19 protein-coding genes are annotated in these 15703 nt (G+C 41.2%); 11 read left to right on the top strand and 8 right to left on the bottom strand.

Annotation, left to right across the window (positions count from 1 at the left end; all coding sequences use genetic code 11):
- Positions 1–64 precede the first annotated feature (64 nt).
- Both pykF and degS read left to right on the top strand, forming a co-directional pair.
- Positions 65–1474: a pyruvate kinase PykF gene (gene pykF / locus ABZA00_RS02235; protein ID WP_372880516.1), complete on the top strand. Its 1410-nt coding sequence runs from the start codon at positions 65–67 to the stop codon at positions 1472–1474.
- Between the two features lie 451 nt (positions 1475–1925).
- Complete coding sequence (degS, locus tag ABZA00_RS02230; protein WP_372880515.1) at positions 1926–3008, top strand: outer membrane-stress sensor serine endopeptidase DegS; 1083 nt, start codon at positions 1926–1928, stop codon at positions 3006–3008.
- A 76-nt stretch (positions 3009–3084) separates the two neighbouring features.
- Here degS and murA read toward each other — a convergent pair whose 3' ends face one another.
- The 7 genes from murA to ABZA00_RS02195 are packed head-to-tail and all read right to left on the bottom strand — an operon-like array spanning position 3085 to position 7581.
- Positions 3085–4344 (bottom strand): UDP-N-acetylglucosamine 1-carboxyvinyltransferase, encoded by a 1260-nt coding sequence (gene murA, locus ABZA00_RS02225; protein ID WP_372880514.1) that lies wholly within the window; start codon positions 4342–4344, stop codon positions 3085–3087.
- A 19-nt stretch (positions 4345–4363) separates the two neighbouring features.
- The gene (locus tag ABZA00_RS02220) at positions 4364–4612 is read right to left on the bottom strand and encodes a BolA family protein (protein ID WP_372880513.1); all 249 of its coding nucleotides are present in this window, start codon (positions 4610–4612) and stop codon (positions 4364–4366) included.
- Between the two features lie 11 nt (positions 4613–4623).
- Positions 4624–4887 (bottom strand): lipid asymmetry maintenance protein MlaB, encoded by a 264-nt coding sequence (locus ABZA00_RS02215; protein ID WP_372880512.1) that lies wholly within the window; start codon positions 4885–4887, stop codon positions 4624–4626.
- Positions 4884–5498, bottom strand: a complete 615-nt coding sequence (locus ABZA00_RS02210) for a phospholipid-binding protein MlaC (RefSeq protein ID WP_372880511.1) — start codon at positions 5496–5498, stop codon at positions 4884–4886. Before ABZA00_RS02210 ends, ABZA00_RS02215 begins: the two co-directional genes overlap by 4 nt.
- Positions 5498–5968 (bottom strand): outer membrane lipid asymmetry maintenance protein MlaD, encoded by a 471-nt coding sequence (gene mlaD, locus ABZA00_RS02205; RefSeq protein WP_372880510.1) that lies wholly within the window; start codon positions 5966–5968, stop codon positions 5498–5500. The genes ABZA00_RS02210 and mlaD overlap by 1 nt, the downstream gene beginning before the upstream one ends.
- 27 nt (positions 5969–5995) lie before the next feature.
- A complete protein-coding gene (gene mlaE, locus ABZA00_RS02200; RefSeq protein ID WP_372880509.1) occupies positions 5996–6772 on the bottom strand; it encodes a lipid asymmetry maintenance ABC transporter permease subunit MlaE in 777 nt (258 codons plus the stop codon).
- Positions 6772–7581 carry an ATP-binding cassette domain-containing protein gene (locus ABZA00_RS02195; RefSeq protein WP_372880508.1) on the bottom strand — a complete coding sequence of 270 codons (810 nt, stop codon included), beginning with the start codon at positions 7579–7581 and terminating at the stop codon, positions 6772–6774. Before ABZA00_RS02195 ends, mlaE begins: the two co-directional genes overlap by 1 nt.
- A gap of 531 nt (positions 7582–8112) precedes the next feature.
- On the opposite strand from ABZA00_RS02195, the gene kdsC reads away from it, so the two are divergent.
- From kdsC to mgtE, 9 genes are all read left to right on the top strand, one after another.
- Positions 8113–8661, top strand: a complete 549-nt coding sequence (gene kdsC / locus ABZA00_RS02190; protein ID WP_372880507.1) for a 3-deoxy-manno-octulosonate-8-phosphatase KdsC — start codon at positions 8113–8115, stop codon at positions 8659–8661.
- Complete coding sequence (gene lptC, locus ABZA00_RS02185; protein WP_372880506.1) at positions 8662–9225, top strand: LPS export ABC transporter periplasmic protein LptC; 564 nt, start codon at positions 8662–8664, stop codon at positions 9223–9225.
- Positions 9212–9742, top strand: coding sequence for a lipopolysaccharide transport periplasmic protein LptA (lptA, locus tag ABZA00_RS02180; protein WP_372880505.1), 531 nt, complete (start codon positions 9212–9214; stop codon positions 9740–9742). The genes lptC and lptA overlap by 14 nt, the downstream gene beginning before the upstream one ends.
- Before the next feature lies 1 nt (position 9743).
- The gene (gene lptB / locus ABZA00_RS02175) at positions 9744–10469 is read left to right on the top strand and encodes an LPS export ABC transporter ATP-binding protein (protein ID WP_372880504.1); all 726 of its coding nucleotides are present in this window, start codon (positions 9744–9746) and stop codon (positions 10467–10469) included.
- Between the two features lie 87 nt (positions 10470–10556).
- Positions 10557–12029, top strand: coding sequence for an RNA polymerase factor sigma-54 (locus ABZA00_RS02170; protein ID WP_372880539.1), 1473 nt, complete (start codon positions 10557–10559; stop codon positions 12027–12029).
- Between the two features lie 73 nt (positions 12030–12102).
- Positions 12103–12549, top strand: coding sequence for a PTS sugar transporter subunit IIA (locus tag ABZA00_RS02165; RefSeq protein ID WP_372880503.1), 447 nt, complete (start codon positions 12103–12105; stop codon positions 12547–12549).
- Between the two features lie 15 nt (positions 12550–12564).
- Positions 12565–13419: an RNase adapter RapZ gene (rapZ, locus tag ABZA00_RS02160; RefSeq protein WP_372880502.1), complete on the top strand. Its 855-nt coding sequence runs from the start codon at positions 12565–12567 to the stop codon at positions 13417–13419.
- Complete coding sequence (locus ABZA00_RS02155) at positions 13416–13691, top strand: HPr family phosphocarrier protein (RefSeq protein WP_372880501.1); 276 nt, start codon at positions 13416–13418, stop codon at positions 13689–13691. The genes rapZ and ABZA00_RS02155 overlap by 4 nt, the downstream gene beginning before the upstream one ends.
- Before the next feature lie 13 nt (positions 13692–13704).
- Positions 13705–15066, top strand: a complete 1362-nt coding sequence (gene mgtE, locus ABZA00_RS02150; protein WP_372880500.1) for a magnesium transporter — start codon at positions 13705–13707, stop codon at positions 15064–15066.
- Positions 15067–15134: 68 nt separating this feature from the next.
- Here the strand turns inward: mgtE and ABZA00_RS02145 are convergent, their stop codons facing one another.
- Entirely contained in the window at positions 15135–15506 is a 372-nt protein-coding gene (locus ABZA00_RS02145; protein WP_372880499.1) for a YacL family protein, read from the bottom strand.
- Positions 15507–15703 lie beyond the last annotated feature (197 nt).

Genomic DNA, 15703 nt, shown 5'->3' with positions numbered 1-15703 from the left:
GATAAACGTATCTGTATCTAATTATCCCTGTATTAATAAACATAATCACTCTTGGAGAAAAACGGTGAGAAAAACTAAAATAGTTTGTACGATTGGTCCAAAATCAGAATCAAAAGAGATGCTAGGTAAACTAGTTGCTAATGGCATGAATGTTATGCGCCTTAACTTCTCACATGGCGATTTTAACGAACATGGCGGACGTATCAATACCATCCGTGAAATTTGCCAGGAAACAGGCAAAAATGTTGCTATCTTATTAGATACTAAAGGTCCGGAAATCCGTACTGTTAAACTAGTAAACGGTGATGACGTACTACTAACTGCAGGCCAAGAGTTCACTTTAACAACTGACCAAACCGTTGTTGGCGATAATACTAAAGTTGCAGTAACTTACGAAAATTTAACCAATGACCTTGCTGTCGGTAACACTGTGTTACTAGATGACGGCTTAATCGAAATGAAAGTTAAACGCATTACTGATACAAATGTTATTTGTGAAGTAATCAACACAGGTGAATTAGGCGAAAACAAAGGTGTTAACCTTCCTGGCGTTAAAGTTCAACTACCAGCTCTTTCCCCTAAAGATAAAGGCGATTTAGTATTTGGTTGTGAACAACAAGTTGACTTCATCGCGGCATCATTTATCCGTAAGAAAGAAGACGTGTTAGAAATCCGTGAGTTATTAAAAGCTAACGGCGGCGAAAACATCCAAATCATCTCTAAAATCGAAAACCAGGAAGGCGTTGATAACTTTGATGAAATCCTGGCTGTATCTGACGCAATCATGGTTGCACGTGGTGACTTAGGTGTTGAAATTGCAGTTGAAGAAGTAATCTTCGCACAAAAAATGATGATTGAAAAAGCCAATGCTGCACGTAAACCTGTTATTACTGCAACACAGATGCTTGATTCTATGATCAAAAACCCACGTCCAACACGCGCTGAAGCGGGTGACGTTGCCAATGCAATCCTGGACGGTACCGATGCGGTAATGCTATCAGGTGAAAGTGCTAAAGGTAAATACCCTGCAGAAGCTGTTGAAATCATGGCAACTATCTGTGCACGTACCGATAACGTTATGCCAGTTAGACTTAGTACTGCAGAAAAAGATCTTCGTATCACTGAAGCGGTTTGTAGCGGCGCAGTGCAAAATGCTGAGCAACTAAACGCTAAACTAATTATCGTAGCAACAGGTGCTGGTAAGTCTGCTCGTTCATTGCGTAAATACTTCCCAACGACTAAGATTCTGGCGTTAACCAGCAATCCTAAAACAGCTCAACAACTTGCATTGACCAAAGGTGTTTCAGCTAAAGTAATTGAGCAGCAAGATACAATGGAAGGTTTCTACCAACTTGGTATGGACATGGCTAAAGAACTTGGCCTGGTAACTTCTGGTGATAAAGTTGTTATGGTATCTGGTGCACTTGTTGCTGAAGGAACTACAAACACTTCTTCTGTACACGTTATTGCTTAATAACTAGTTATACCAATTCCGTTAATTAGATGATCTATTTAGGCGTAGGAAAAATGGATGAAAGCAAGGCATTGATTGCAGTAACTAGTTGTTCTAATTACAAAATCAATAACGAAGCTAGCATTCATTTTAACAAGTATAAATGAATAGATAATTATCGGATTTGGTATTATTACAGATGCTAATAGAGCAGCGTTTTAGACGCTGCTTTTTTTTGCCTGTTATTTATTAACATAGAATTCTGGTCATCAATATGTTGCAGAAGACATTATAAACTGTTCTTTTCCCCCTTGATTGCTCAATAATCAAACACACAGATATTGTTAAGCACCACCTTTGATGATGCTTTTTTTTACCTGTTTCTCAATAACCTATAATAAAGCCCCCCGTCCCCTTTTGTTTTGTATATAATCTCCAACGGCATTTCCATTTACCGGCTTGGTTAAACACAATGAACTTTAAAACGCGCTTTCTATATTTTTTCAAACCCATTTTTTGGGGGATTATTATCGCGATATTAATCATTCATGGTTCCCAATTAGGAACAACTTTAATAACCTTCATAAGCAATGATAAGGTGGTAAGTTATAGTGAATCAGTAAAAAAAGCCTCTCCCGCTGTAGTCAATATCTATTCTCAACAATACGTTAATTCTACCATTGACAATAAACAGCACTTGCAGCCGACCGGGTTAGGCTCAGGTATTATTGTTGACAAAGCCGGTTATATCCTGACTAACTACCATGTTATTGATCGTGCAGATCAGATACTTATCGCTTTACAGGACGGCCGTTTATTTACCGCTTCAGTGGTGGGCAGCGATGCCATCACCGACTTGGCGGTACTGCAGATTAAAGGAAAAAATCTGCCGGTCATTCCGCAGAACAACCAATATCAGCCGCAAGTCGGTGATATAGTACTGGCCATTGGTAACCCATATAATTTAGGGCAGACCATTACTCAGGGGATTATCAGTGCAACGGGAAGAAATGGTATGAGCTCATCTGGCCGTCAGGACTTTCTGCAGACAGATGCCGCAATTAATGAAGGCAATTCAGGCGGCGCATTAATTAATAGCCGCGGAGAGTTGGTCGGTATTAATACTTCAGAATTTTACACCCGTAATCAGAACCTCAGTTATGGCATTAGTTTTGCCATTCCCTATAAACTGTCAAAGCGTATTATGCACAGTCTTATTAAAGACGGCCGTGTGATTCGCGGATCGCTGGGTATCGTTGCCGAAAATTTAGATCCTCTGTTAGCACGATTGTGGGGACTGAAAGCACAAAACAGCACCATTATTAAGCAGGTTAAGGAAGGCGGTCCGGCCAGCGATGCAGGAATAGAAGTCAACGATATTTTACTGAAAATTAATAATATAGAGATTGAAAACTTAATCTTTGCTATGGATATGGTTGCCGAAATCCCGCCCGGAAGCAAAGCGATTTTAACAATATTACGTCAAGGTAAGGAAATTGAAGTAGAAGTTATTATTGGCGAGTTAAGCAGTTTTCCGCAAAATTCAAACCGTTAATCTAAATACACAAGCAAAAACAACAAAGGGAAGCTTCGCGCTTCCCTTTTTGATATCAAGGTTGATTAAAAAATTATCAATTTTCGACACGCTTAATTTTTGCTCCAAGCGCAATCAACTTATTTTCTATCGCTTCATAACCACGATCAATATGATAGATCTCATCAACAATGGTTTCACCATGGGCAATCAGGCCGGCAATCACTAAGCTCGCCGAAGCACGCAAATCTGTTGCCATCACTTCTGCTCCGGATAACTGATCATGGTCACCACAAATAGCAAGGTTACCCTCTAAGGTAATATTGGCGCCCATTCGCTGTAATTCAGGCACATGCATAAAACGGTTCTCAAAAATATTTTCTTTGATCCGTCCCGTTCCCGGTGCAACCGTATTTAACACGGTGAACTGGGCCTGCATATCTGTGGGAAAAGCCGGATGCGGTGCGGTGGTTATATTCACCGACTTAAGCTTCCGATCGGTCATATCCACTTCTATCCAGTCGCTACCGGTGGTTACCAATGCGCCGGCTTCTTCTAGTTTAGACAGTACAGCCGTTAATAAATGAGGATCGGTTTTAACACACCTAACCTTCCCCCCGCTTACTACACCTGCAACTAGAAAAGTGCCCGTTTCAATACGGTCAGGTTGTACCTGATAAGCACAATCACCTAAAGATTCAACACCTTCGATGACGATAGTGTCTGTTCCCGCACCGGAAATTTTTCCGCCCATCCCATTGATAAAATTAGCCAGATCAACAAGCTCAGGTTCTTTAGCCGCATTTTCAATAGTGGTAATCCCCTCTGCCAGCGCCGCTGCCATCATCAGATTGCCGGTCCCGGTCACGCTGACCATATCCATATACAGATGAGCGCCTTTTAAACGCCCGTCAACACGCGCTTTAATAAAACCGTCTTCGACCTTAATGGTTGCGCCCATCTGCTCAAGACCGTGGATATGTAAATTAACCGGACGTGCGCCGATGGCGCAACCACCAGGCAATGAAATATCTGCTTCACCAAAGCGGGCAACCAGAGGCCCCAGCGCCAAAATAGAGGCACGCATACTGCGTACTAACTCATAAGAAGCGGTAAAATTCTTTACCGAAGCGGCATTAATATGCACTTCATGTCCATTTTGAGATGCTTGTGCACCCAGTTCTTGTAAAAGCTCAAGCGTTGTAGAGATATCTTTTAACAGAGGGATATTGGTTAAATGCACATCACCTTTAGATAACAAACTCGCAAATAGAATTGGTAATGCCGCATTTTTAGCGCCGGAGATTGTTACTTCCCCATTTAACTGGCAACCCCCCTGAATTAAAAACTGACCCATCAAATTGTCCTTTTCTCTACTAAATAAAGTGTTTTTGTTTTTGCCACTCATCCGGCGTTAATGCTTTAATGGTGAGCGCATGAATAGCATTGCTTGCAATCTCCTCTGTGAGAGGTCCGTAAACAACTTGCTGTTTTTTAACACGGCTCATATCAGTAAACATGTCACTGACCACGATCACTTGAAAATTACCGTTTTCACCTTTGACGATACATTCATCAAGCACTAATGCTTGTTCTAACTTTTCTTTTATTGCTTTAATATCCATTGAATAACTCACTACTTGAAGAAAAAACTTACCCCATATAAATCCGCTAAGATTAATACCTTATCCGAGCCATCCTTAAAAGATACTCCGGGACAACTTGTCTTGATCTGTACTAAATAGGCAATTCCGGCAGAATCTATGTTTGTAATCTGCTGCAAATCTATTACTTTTTTATTTTGATATGCTGTTATATCAGGAAATTTTTTCGCCGACAATTCACTCAACACTAGGTTGCCCTGGAGAATCATTACCCCGTCATCCCTGCCTGCTGTCACAAGGAGAACTCGCTATTTTTCTTTTGCAACTGTTGAATAACCTTGTCGATCCCCTGTTTCTGAATAAGATCTTTTATCTCTGACTGTTTGGTATCTAACATGCTGACGCCCTCGGCGATAACATCAAATACCTTCCACTCACCTGATTTTTTATTTTCCCGCAATTTAAATTTCAGCTGCACGACCTGATTGTTTTTATCCCGCACGTTGACTGGAACAGTGACTATCTTCGCATCTTTGAAGTTCTTATTATCGGCGATTTCTATATTCTGGTTATCATATTTGAATAAAATATGGCCATAAGAGTTCATTAAATGGAGGCGAAACGCTTCCACAAAATCATTGCGTTGGGTGACAGTCGTCTTTTTTAAATCAGTGCCTAATACCCTATAAGCAGCATATTTATAATCAAAATAAGGGAGTAACTCCTCCTCAATGACTACCTGCATATAATTCGGGTCAGTCTGCAAACGCTCCCCCTCGGCTGTGATTCTTGCAAATGTCTTGGCCGAAACAGACTGTATAACTTTATTCGGGTTACTCATATCTATCTCGACACTAGCAACAATACTGGAAAAAAGCAGTGTTATAACGGTTAAAAAATAGCGCATTATCCCTCCTTATTTAGTGAATAAATAAATTGGCCAATTAAGTCTTCCAGCACGATTGCTGATTTAGTATCTTCAAAACGATCTCCGTCTTCCAACATAGCAATATCCTCATCAATAAAGCCAGGCTGCAGACCTATATACTGCTCACCTAATAAACCGGAAGTTAAAATAGACAGCGACGAAGTCTCCGGGTAATAGCCATTATTTTCAAACATAGCCAGGCGTACAATTGGCGTGTAACTCTCTTTGTCTAAAGTAATTCCTTCAACCCTTCCGACAACAACACCACCGAGTTTCACCGGCGATCTTACTTTTAAACCACCGATATTAGAAAAACTTGCATAGAGGGTATAACTCCGCCCCTCCCCCTTTAATGACAAACCGGCAACATTAAAGGCTAATATCGCCAGGGACAACATCGCGCCAATAACAAAAACACCAACCCACATTTCCGTTTTTTTCTGAGACATATTTACTTCCACTTTTTATATGCTGGATCACATTCCAAACATAAACACGGTTAATATAAAATCCATTGCTAACACTAATAATGATGAAACAACCACTGTTTGTGTTGTTGAACGGCTGATACCCAGCGCATTTGGTATTACATGATAACCATTATACAGTGCAACCCAGGTGATCATCACACCAAACACAATACTTTTAAGCACACCATTCATCACATCCGGCATATATTCAACACTGCCCTGCATCACCGACCAGTACGCACCACCGTCTACCCCCATCCAGGAAACACCAATTAAGTAGCCACCCCAGATAGCAACCACATTAAAGATCAGGGTCAGTAGCGGCAAGGTTATAATACCGGCAAGAAAACGCGGTGCAATAACCCGTTTCAACGGAGAGACAGCCATCATTTCCATACTGGCAAGCTGCTCAGTACTCTGCATCAGACCTATTTCAGCGGTGAGAGCGGAGCCCGCGCGTCCGGCAAAAAGTAGCGCCGTTACAACCGGTCCTAACTCTCTTAACAGAGATAACGCAACCATACTGCCTAAACTCTCTTCTGCAGCATAATCAACTAACACATTATACCCCTGCAGGCTCAGTACCATACCTATAAATAACCCCGAGGTTACTATAATCGGTAAAGATAAAATACCCAGCTGAAATATCTGCTTAATAAACAGCGAAAACAGTTTAGGATGCGGCGCACCTGCTACCGTATGAAACAACATTAAACAAGACTTGCCTGTTGTTTCCATAAAAGACAAAGATACACGCCCGACGGCGCTAACAAAAGCTAACATTAGCGGCTTACCTGCTGTAAATCAGATTGAAAATCTTCGGTTTTGAAATGAAAAGGCACCGGCCCTTCACTCCGCCCATGCAAAAACTGCTGTAATAGTTCATTTTCAGTGTCTTTTAACACCTCTTCAACAGTCCCTTGCGCAATAATACTTTTCTCTGCTAGCACATAAACATTATCAGCAATAGACAGCACTTCATCGACATCATGGGTAACAATGATCGAGGTCAAGCCTAAATTTTTATTTAATTGCTCGATTAATTTAAGCAGCACATTCATCGAAATCGGATCCTGACCACTGAAAGGCTCATCATACATGATTAATTCAGGATCCAGCGCAATTGCCCGCGCCAGCGCAACACGCCGTGCCATACCACCGGATAATTGTTGCGGAGCTAAATCGCGAGCGCCCCTCAAACCAACCGCTTCCAGCTTCATTAAAACCAGTATTTTCAGCAGTGATTCATCCAAATGGTTATGTTCGCGTAAAGGAAATGCGACATTCTCAAAAACAGAAAGATCATTAAACAGTGCGCCGCTTTGAAATAACATTCCCATTTTTTTACGCGCCTGATAGAGCTCAGCCGAAGAGCAGTTATGCAGAGGTGTCTGGTTAAAAATTATTTCGCCACTATCTACAGCCAGTTGTCCACCGATAAGTTTCAATAATGTTGTTTTGCCTATACCACTTGGACCTAATATGGCCGTAATTTTACCACGCTCAAACTGAAAAGATAAATTATCAAATAATAATCGATCACTTCGCGAGAAACTGATGTTTTTTATTTCAAGATGACACGGGTTTTTCATAAATCCTTATACTCTTTGGATAAACACGAAATGACAGTGTAAGGTTATGAAATTTTTTATACAAATATTTATATGCAAAGTTATTGAAAAACAGGGGTAGGAATTATTGAAATGCCAGGTTTTTACCTGGCAGCACTGGCTTTGAAAGCTATTTTCACAATGAGATACCTCTATAATGTCGTTGTTCTGGACAACAGAGGCAACGCAGTGAAGGCTGCCTGTAGTGGCAGCACACCTTGCTAATAAATGCCTTTTTATCGTTTTAAATTTAAAATGTTCTTGTGAGGGCTTTAAAATTGCCTCATATTTTTTCTAACTCTTTATTTTTCAACAAATAAGGGTAACAATGCACGCCCTTATGTTTGATGGTACTGGCATCAGCACGTTCGTTACGCGATATAGCGCGTCGCAGCAGTATAAATTTGTACTGAAAAATAACCCGGCCAATAATCATTGCTCGCGTTAGCGCATGCATTTTGGTATTTTATTTATTTCGTAACACGCATATTACTCAATTAACAGAGAATTTAAATGGTCATAACACCTTATGGTAAAATTAGTGCCGAAAATTACCAGCGCGCCGCAAAGATAAAATTACTGATTTGCGATGTTGATGGTGTTTTTTCCGATGGTAGAATTTATTTAGGTAATCAAGGTGAAGAACTAAAAGCCTTCCATACTAAAGATGGTTTTGGTATCAAAGCTATTCTCAATATAGGCATTAATGTCGCGATCATTACCGGACGACAATCCTTAATTGTAGAGAACAGAATGCAGGCCCTCGGCGTCCCTTATATATTTCAAGGCAAAGAGGACAAATTCACGGTTTATCAATCTTTATTAACCACCCTGAGTTTAACACCTGAGCAGGTTGCTTATATTGGTGATGATGTGGTGGATCTGCCGGTGATAGAAGATTGCGGTTTAGGTATCGCAGTAGATGACGCTCATCCTCTGGTATTAGAGAGTGCAAAATTGATTACCCGGACTAAAGGCGGCTATGGCGCCGTGCGTGAAATCTGCGACCTTTTTCTACAGTGCAACAACAAACTCAATATCACCCGGGGCAAAAGTGAATAGATGAATAAGCGCAAAAGTATTCCCTTTGTTTTATTGCTGGCCGCTTTTTTAATTTGGTTATTTTTTAAAAAAGAGGTTATCCACCCTCCTTTGCCAATTCATCACCCGAGTTATATTGCGACCGATATTAATAGCGTTCACTTCAATGAAACAGGCTTTATGGATCATAAAATATCCGCAGATAAAGCAACGAACTTTAATGAAGATAAACTGACTAATTTTAAAAAACCGAAACTGACTGTTTATCTCCAGAATGAACAAACAGAGTCAAAAACGATTTGGCAACTTACCAGCGAAGAGGGTGTGCTTCACCAACAAAATAAATTAGTTTTAACGACAAACGTATTAGTCAAAAATCTCAGTTTGGATCAATTTATTGAAACAATGGAAACTGAAAAACTCACTATCTATCTCGATACAAAAGAACTCACGAGTGACCTGTTAGTCACCTGGAAAGGGCCGCAAATGCAGCAGCAGGGTGTTGGTATGTGGGCTTCACTGGTCACAGAGGAATTAATTATGAAAGATCAAATAAAAGCGGTATACCTTAATGAAAAACAATAAAATAAGCCTCGTTATCAGCATGCTGGTTATTTCTTTTTCCAGCCTTGCATTAGAATCCGATTTTGACCAGCCTATTCACGTCAGTTCCATTAGCCAGCGCGCGGCGATGAAGGATAATACAGTTGTCTTTCAGGATGATGTATTACTGACTCAAGGTACGATTAAATTAACCGCTGATAAATTGACTATTATCAGAGGAGATAAACCCAATCATGAGATAATGATTGCTGAGGGTAAGAGTGCTACTTTTTATCAGACTCAGGAAGATGGCAGACCGCTTGATGCTCAGGCAAATAAAATTCATTACGATGTCGCGAAATCGATCATCACCCTTACGGGTAAAGCCCAAATTAAACAGCTGGACAGCCAGATCAACGGCTCAAAAATTGTTTACTCTCTGGACAGCGAAGAGCTCACTGTGAGCAACGAAGGCGAGAAGCAACGGGTAACAACGGTATTTTTACCTGCACAGTTTGATAATAATAAAGAAGATAAAACCGCAGAAAAAGAAGAATAAAATGGCAGATTTAATCGCTAAAGGTTTAGTGAAAAGTTATAAAGGCCGCACCGTGGTAAACGGTGTGGGGTTAACCGTCAAAACAGGGGAGATTGTCGGTTTGCTTGGCCCTAACGGGGCCGGGAAAACAACCTCTTTTTACATGGTAGTCGGCCTGGTAAAGCAGGATGAGGGCACTATCTTTATTGATGGTGAAGACATTTCCAACCAGCCAATGCACATTAGAGCGCAAAAAGGGATTGGCTATCTGCCTCAGGAGGCATCTATTTTCCGGCGCTTAACGGTGACAGAAAATATCATGGGTATTTTGCAGACGCGTAAAGAGTTAAGCAATGCGCAAAGAGAAGAAAAACTGAATACCTTACTGGAAGAGTTTCATATTACCCATATTCGTAATAACAAAGGGATGAGCCTTTCCGGTGGTGAACGTCGCCGGGTTGAAATAGCGCGCGCTCTGGCAACAGAGCCTAAATTTATTCTCTTAGATGAACCTTTTGCCGGCGTAGACCCGATTTCGGTCATTGATATCAAGAATATCATCCAGCACCTCAGGGATCGGGGTTTAGGTGTGTTAATCACGGATCATAATGTTCGTGAAACATTAGATGTCTGTCAGCACTCCTATATCGTCAGTCATGGGGAAATTATTGCGGTTGGCAGTCAAGATGAAATACTAGCAAACAAACAAGTGAAAGAAGTCTATCTGGGTGAAGCATTTAAATTATAGGTAGTTGATATCCCATTTTACAGCAAGGGCAGTGTTAGTCGCTGCTCACCATAAATACTCAGTTAGCGGGTTGGGGAAAATATTTTGATCAAACAAGGTTTACATTTAAAGATGGGGCAGCAGCTGTCAATGACGCCCCAATTACAACAGGCAATCAAATTATTACAACTGTCCACACTGGATTTACAGCAGGAAATTCAAAATGCACTCGATTCAAACCCATTATTAGAGCAGGAAGAGCATAACGGTACACAAGAGGTCAGCGCTGAACAAGACAGCAGCCAAATAGATACCTCTGAGGCTATGACGCAGAAGGAGTTCTCCGAAGATTTACCCGCTGAAAATAATTGGGAAGAATCCTATAATCAAGGGCCAAACAGTTCCACAACCTCTTCCAATGCGAGCTATGAAGGTGATGATAACGGGTATCAGGGTGAGTCTTCAACTTCCCTGCAGGATCACTTAATCTGGCAGATGCAGCTTACACCATTTTCTGAGAATGACCTTCTGATAGCCACTGCGATCATTGATTCGATAGATGAATCCGGTTATCTGACCACAAGTTGTGAAGCAATCCAGGAAAGTTTAGAGACTGAAATTGACGATCTGGAGTTAGATGAGGTTCAGGTTGTTTTAAAACGCATTCAACATTTTGATCCGATCGGCGTCGCCGCACGCTCCACGCAGGAGTGTTTACAAATCCAACTGCAGCATTTACCCGAGCAGACATTATGGCGCCATGAAGCGTTAACCATACTGTCCAAGCATATGGATCTGCTGGGTAACCGCGATTACCGCACGCTGGCACGAAAAACTAAATTAAAAGAAGCCGAGTTGGCAGAAGTATTACAATTAATTCAAACACTCGAACCTCGCCCCGGAAACCAGATAGAGAACAGTCAGGCTCAATATATTGTACCTGATGTTTATGTCAAAAAAATTTCCGGTCAATGGGTTGTCTCTCTGCATCCTGACTCAGATCCTAAGCTTTCAATAAATCAGCAATATGCTTCGTTGTGTAAAGGTAATATCAGTAAATCCGATTCGCAGTTTATCAAGGGCCATTTACAGGAAGCAAAATGGTTTATTAAAAGTCTGGAAAGCCGTAACGAAACCCTGTTAAAAGTGTCCAACTGTATTGTTCACCAGCAACAGGCATTTTTTGAGTATGGTGAAGAAGCGATGAAGCCTATGGTGCTTAATGATGTTGCATTAGAGGTTGATATGCACGAGTCGACCATTTCACGTGTCACAACACAAAAATTTATGCATACCGCAAGAGGTATTTTTGAGTTGAAATATTTCTTCTCCAGCCACCTTGCAACCGAGAACGGTGGCGAATGTTCATCAACAGCCATCAAGGCTTTAATCAAAAAAATGATCTCTGCAGAAGTGACGAGTAAGCCGCTGAGTGATAATAAAATAGCCTTATTACTCGAACAGCAGGGCATTAAAGTGGCGCGGCGGACAATCTCTAAGTACCGGGAATTATTAGGAATTCCGTCATCAAGTCAACGTAAGATGCTGTCTAAGTTAGAGAGAAAGAGTAAAAAATGCTGATTTGTTGATGGTCATTCGGTGCGAAAATGCTAAACTCGCCCGTCTTATTATCATTAACAAAATAAAATTAAATATGAATATTGCCAGCATATTAAATAAAGAATCCATTTTTAGTCGAACCACCTGCACCAGTAAAAAATGTGCATTAGAAAAAATAAGTCACATTGCAGGTGAAAAATTAAATCTCGATCCGCAGATATTATTTAATGATTTAATTGCGCGGGAGAAAATAGGCTCTACGGGGGTAGGCTCAGGTATTGCTATTCCGCATGTAAAAATAGACAGCTCTTTACCTGCTACCGCTATTTTCATCCAATGTGAATCAGGGATAGATTATGATTCTTATGACGGTAATAAAGTGGATATACTCGTCGCAATCTTTGTACCGGAAGATCGCTGTAAAGAGTACCTGGCTGCGCTTTCTGAACTCAGTCAAAAGCTTTTGGATAAACAATTTTTGCGTCAGCTAAGAAATGCAGAAACTAACGAAGAGTTATGCCAGTTACTACAAATTGAATAAATTTCAGGGGTTACAATGAAATTAATAGTTATTAGCGGTCGCTCTGGTTCAGGAAAAACCATCGCACTGCATGTCCTTGAAGATTTAGGGTATAACTGTGTTGACGGTGTACCGTTTCAACTGCTTGAACAATTAATCGACAGTGTCGACCCCAAAAATAACAAAGTTGCTATCAGTTTAGATGTGCGCAATTTACCGGCTGAAGCCGACAAGATAAAACAACTGCTCAGCAGATTAAAAGAGAAAGTTGAGATAGAGATAATCTACCTTGATGCTATCGACTCTGAGCTGATCCGCCGCTACAGTGAAACACGGCGTTTACATCCTTTATCTAAAAACAAATTATCCCTGTCGCAGGCAATTGAACTGGAAAGCGAACTTTTAAAGTCGCTGCATAACAGCGCGGCACTTTATATCGATACCACCACCCTCTCCATCCACAATTTAAATGAACGCCTTAAAATTCATTTACAAGGGTCGACTAAAAGTAAGTTACTGGTCATATTTCAGTCATTTGGTTTTAAAAATATGCATCCTGATGATGCCGACTATATTTTTGATGTACGCTTTTTACCTAATCCCCATTGGGAACCCGCTTTACAAAAATTCAGCGGTAAAGATCAGCCCGTACAGGCGTTTCTCGATTCACACATACTGGTAAAAAAAACCATTAACCAAATTGAAAACCTTTTCCATTCCTGGTTACCTTACCTTGAAGAGAACAACCGTAACTACGTGACCATCGCGATTGGCTGTACGGGGGGAAAACACCGCTCTGTCTATGTGGCGGAAGAACTTGCGGCTCGCTTTAAACAAAAATACCAAGTCCAAATTGAACATAAGGGTTTAAAGGAGCTGAAACAAAAGTGAAAACACTCGTACAAACTATTGTCATTCAAAACAAATTAGGCCTGCATACACGTGCAACGATCAAACTTGTACAATTAGTTGAGTCTTTTGATGCTACTATCATAATAAGACATCAGGGAAAACAAGCCGATGCCAGCAGCGTTCTCGGTTTATTAGTATTAGAGACCTGTTTTGGTCAGGAGATAGAAATACTGGCAGAAGGCAAAGAAGCGGAGCAGGCTATGCTGGCTGTTACCAGACTGATAGAAGATAAGTTTTTAGAAGAAGAATAATATAAGGCCATCTATGCGAGAAAATACTGACGTACAAAATGCCCAAAAAAAACTGCAAGAGGTAAATAAAGCGCTGGAAAGCGGTATGTTCGTATTAGCCCGTAGTATTCTTCAAAAAACCCCCGCTTGTGATGTCGCATTATTACTGGAATCTTCTCCCCCTACCAACCGTAAAATATTATGGAGCTTGACAGACCATGATCAGCAGGGGGAAATACTCGATGAATTAAACGAAGATGCCAAAGACAGCATCATTGCATTAATGGATGCAACCAATATTGCCTCTGCCACAGAAGGCATGGACACAGATGATCTCGCTTCTATTTTACGGGGTATTCCAGACAGCCTGTACCGGGCTGTATTGGAAAACATGGACGCGCAGGACAGACACCGTGTTGAGCAGGCACTTTCTTATCCGGAAGATACTGCTGGTTCGCTGATGAACACTGACACTATTACATTACGTCCGGATGTATCAATCGATGTAGTATTACGCTATCTGCGCCTGAAAGGTGAACTGCCTGAAGCAACCGACACCTTGTATGTGGTAAATGAACAAGACCAGTTAATCGGAGACGTTCCTTTATCCACTTTATTAACCGTTAGCCCCTCCCTTTCCGTCGCGCAGGTAATGAATAACAAAACTGAAATGCTCCAGGTGGAAATGGATGACGGTGAAATTGCTAAGTTATTTGAACGACATGACTGGATTTCAGCCCCTGTAGTTGACCATGAAAAACACCTTTTAGGGCGAATAACTATTGATGATGTGGTTGATATTATTCGTGAAGATGCCGAGCACTCTATGATGGGCATGGCCGGTATGGACGATGATGAAGATACCTATGCACCGGTGTTTTCCAGTGCTAAGCGACGTACCGTTTGGCTTGCTATCAACCTGATGGCGGCATTTATAGCAGCCTCAGTTTCGAACATGTTTGAAGCAACCTTAGAACAGATGGCTACTCTGGCAATTTTAATGACCATAGTGCCGAGCATGGGGGGAATTGCCGGTAATCAGACCCTGGCACTGGTTATTCGCGGCCTTGCCGTTGGTCATATAGGGAACTCTAATACACGCTGGTTAATCGGCAAAGAAGCAGCAATTGGTTTAATTAACGGCATGATTTGGGCGACGCTGGTCGCCACTGCGGTAACCTTATGGAAAGGTGATATCACCGTCGGTTTAATTATAGCCGGTGCGATGTTTATCAATTTATCCGTAGCCGGTATCGCCGGGGCAACTATCCCGCTTATTATGCATAAATATAAAATAGATCCTGCGCTGGCAGGCGGGATGGCGTTAACCACCCTAACCGATGTGATCGGACTATTTTCATTTTTGGGAATGGCGACATTAGTGCTGAAAGTCTGAGCTGATATCATCGCGCATAGCCACTGTTTACCTAAGCGGCATAAAATACTTAAGCTACTTAGGGTATTTTATTTATTTTGCAAAAAGAGTAACCATGACTCAATAAGATGCAGAAAATCTTCAAAACCGCAGCTTGCTTCAATTTCCAAATCATAAAATGACAGATCACCTTCCAGTTCAATCTCATCGAAGTTATTTAATAAACTATGATTGATAACTTGCGCTTCCTCCTCATTGAGCAGGAGTGAAAATTCACTGCCGGCCAGCTTAATCTCATTTACCACCCGCTGCTGCACGCGTGAAATATTCTCCAGAAGATCTTCGACCCAATTAATAGACTGTCCCTCCTGCTCCAGCCAAGTCGCAAAGGCTTCATGGTCCATGGACAGCTTTACCGTCGCCTCCCCGCTGATAAAATCTTTTCTGAATTCAAATTCCATCTGTTTTAATACCTGTATTAGATGCGGCCACAAACCGAAATTTGACGCCACAGTTGTTATACCAATTCCGTTAATTAGATGATCTATTTAGGCGTAGGAAAAATGGATGAAAGCAAGGCATTGATTGCAGTAACTAGTTGTTCTAATTGCAAAATCAATAACAAAGACTAAAACGTAGTTTTATGTCTAGCTAGCAT

The sequence above is a fragment of the Psychromonas sp. genome, from assembly GCF_041586535.1.
Lineage (GTDB): Bacteria > Pseudomonadota > Gammaproteobacteria > Enterobacterales > Psychromonadaceae > Psychromonas.
The sequence above is the reverse complement of the archived record's forward strand: the minus strand, read 5'-3'. Positions and strand labels throughout refer to the sequence as shown.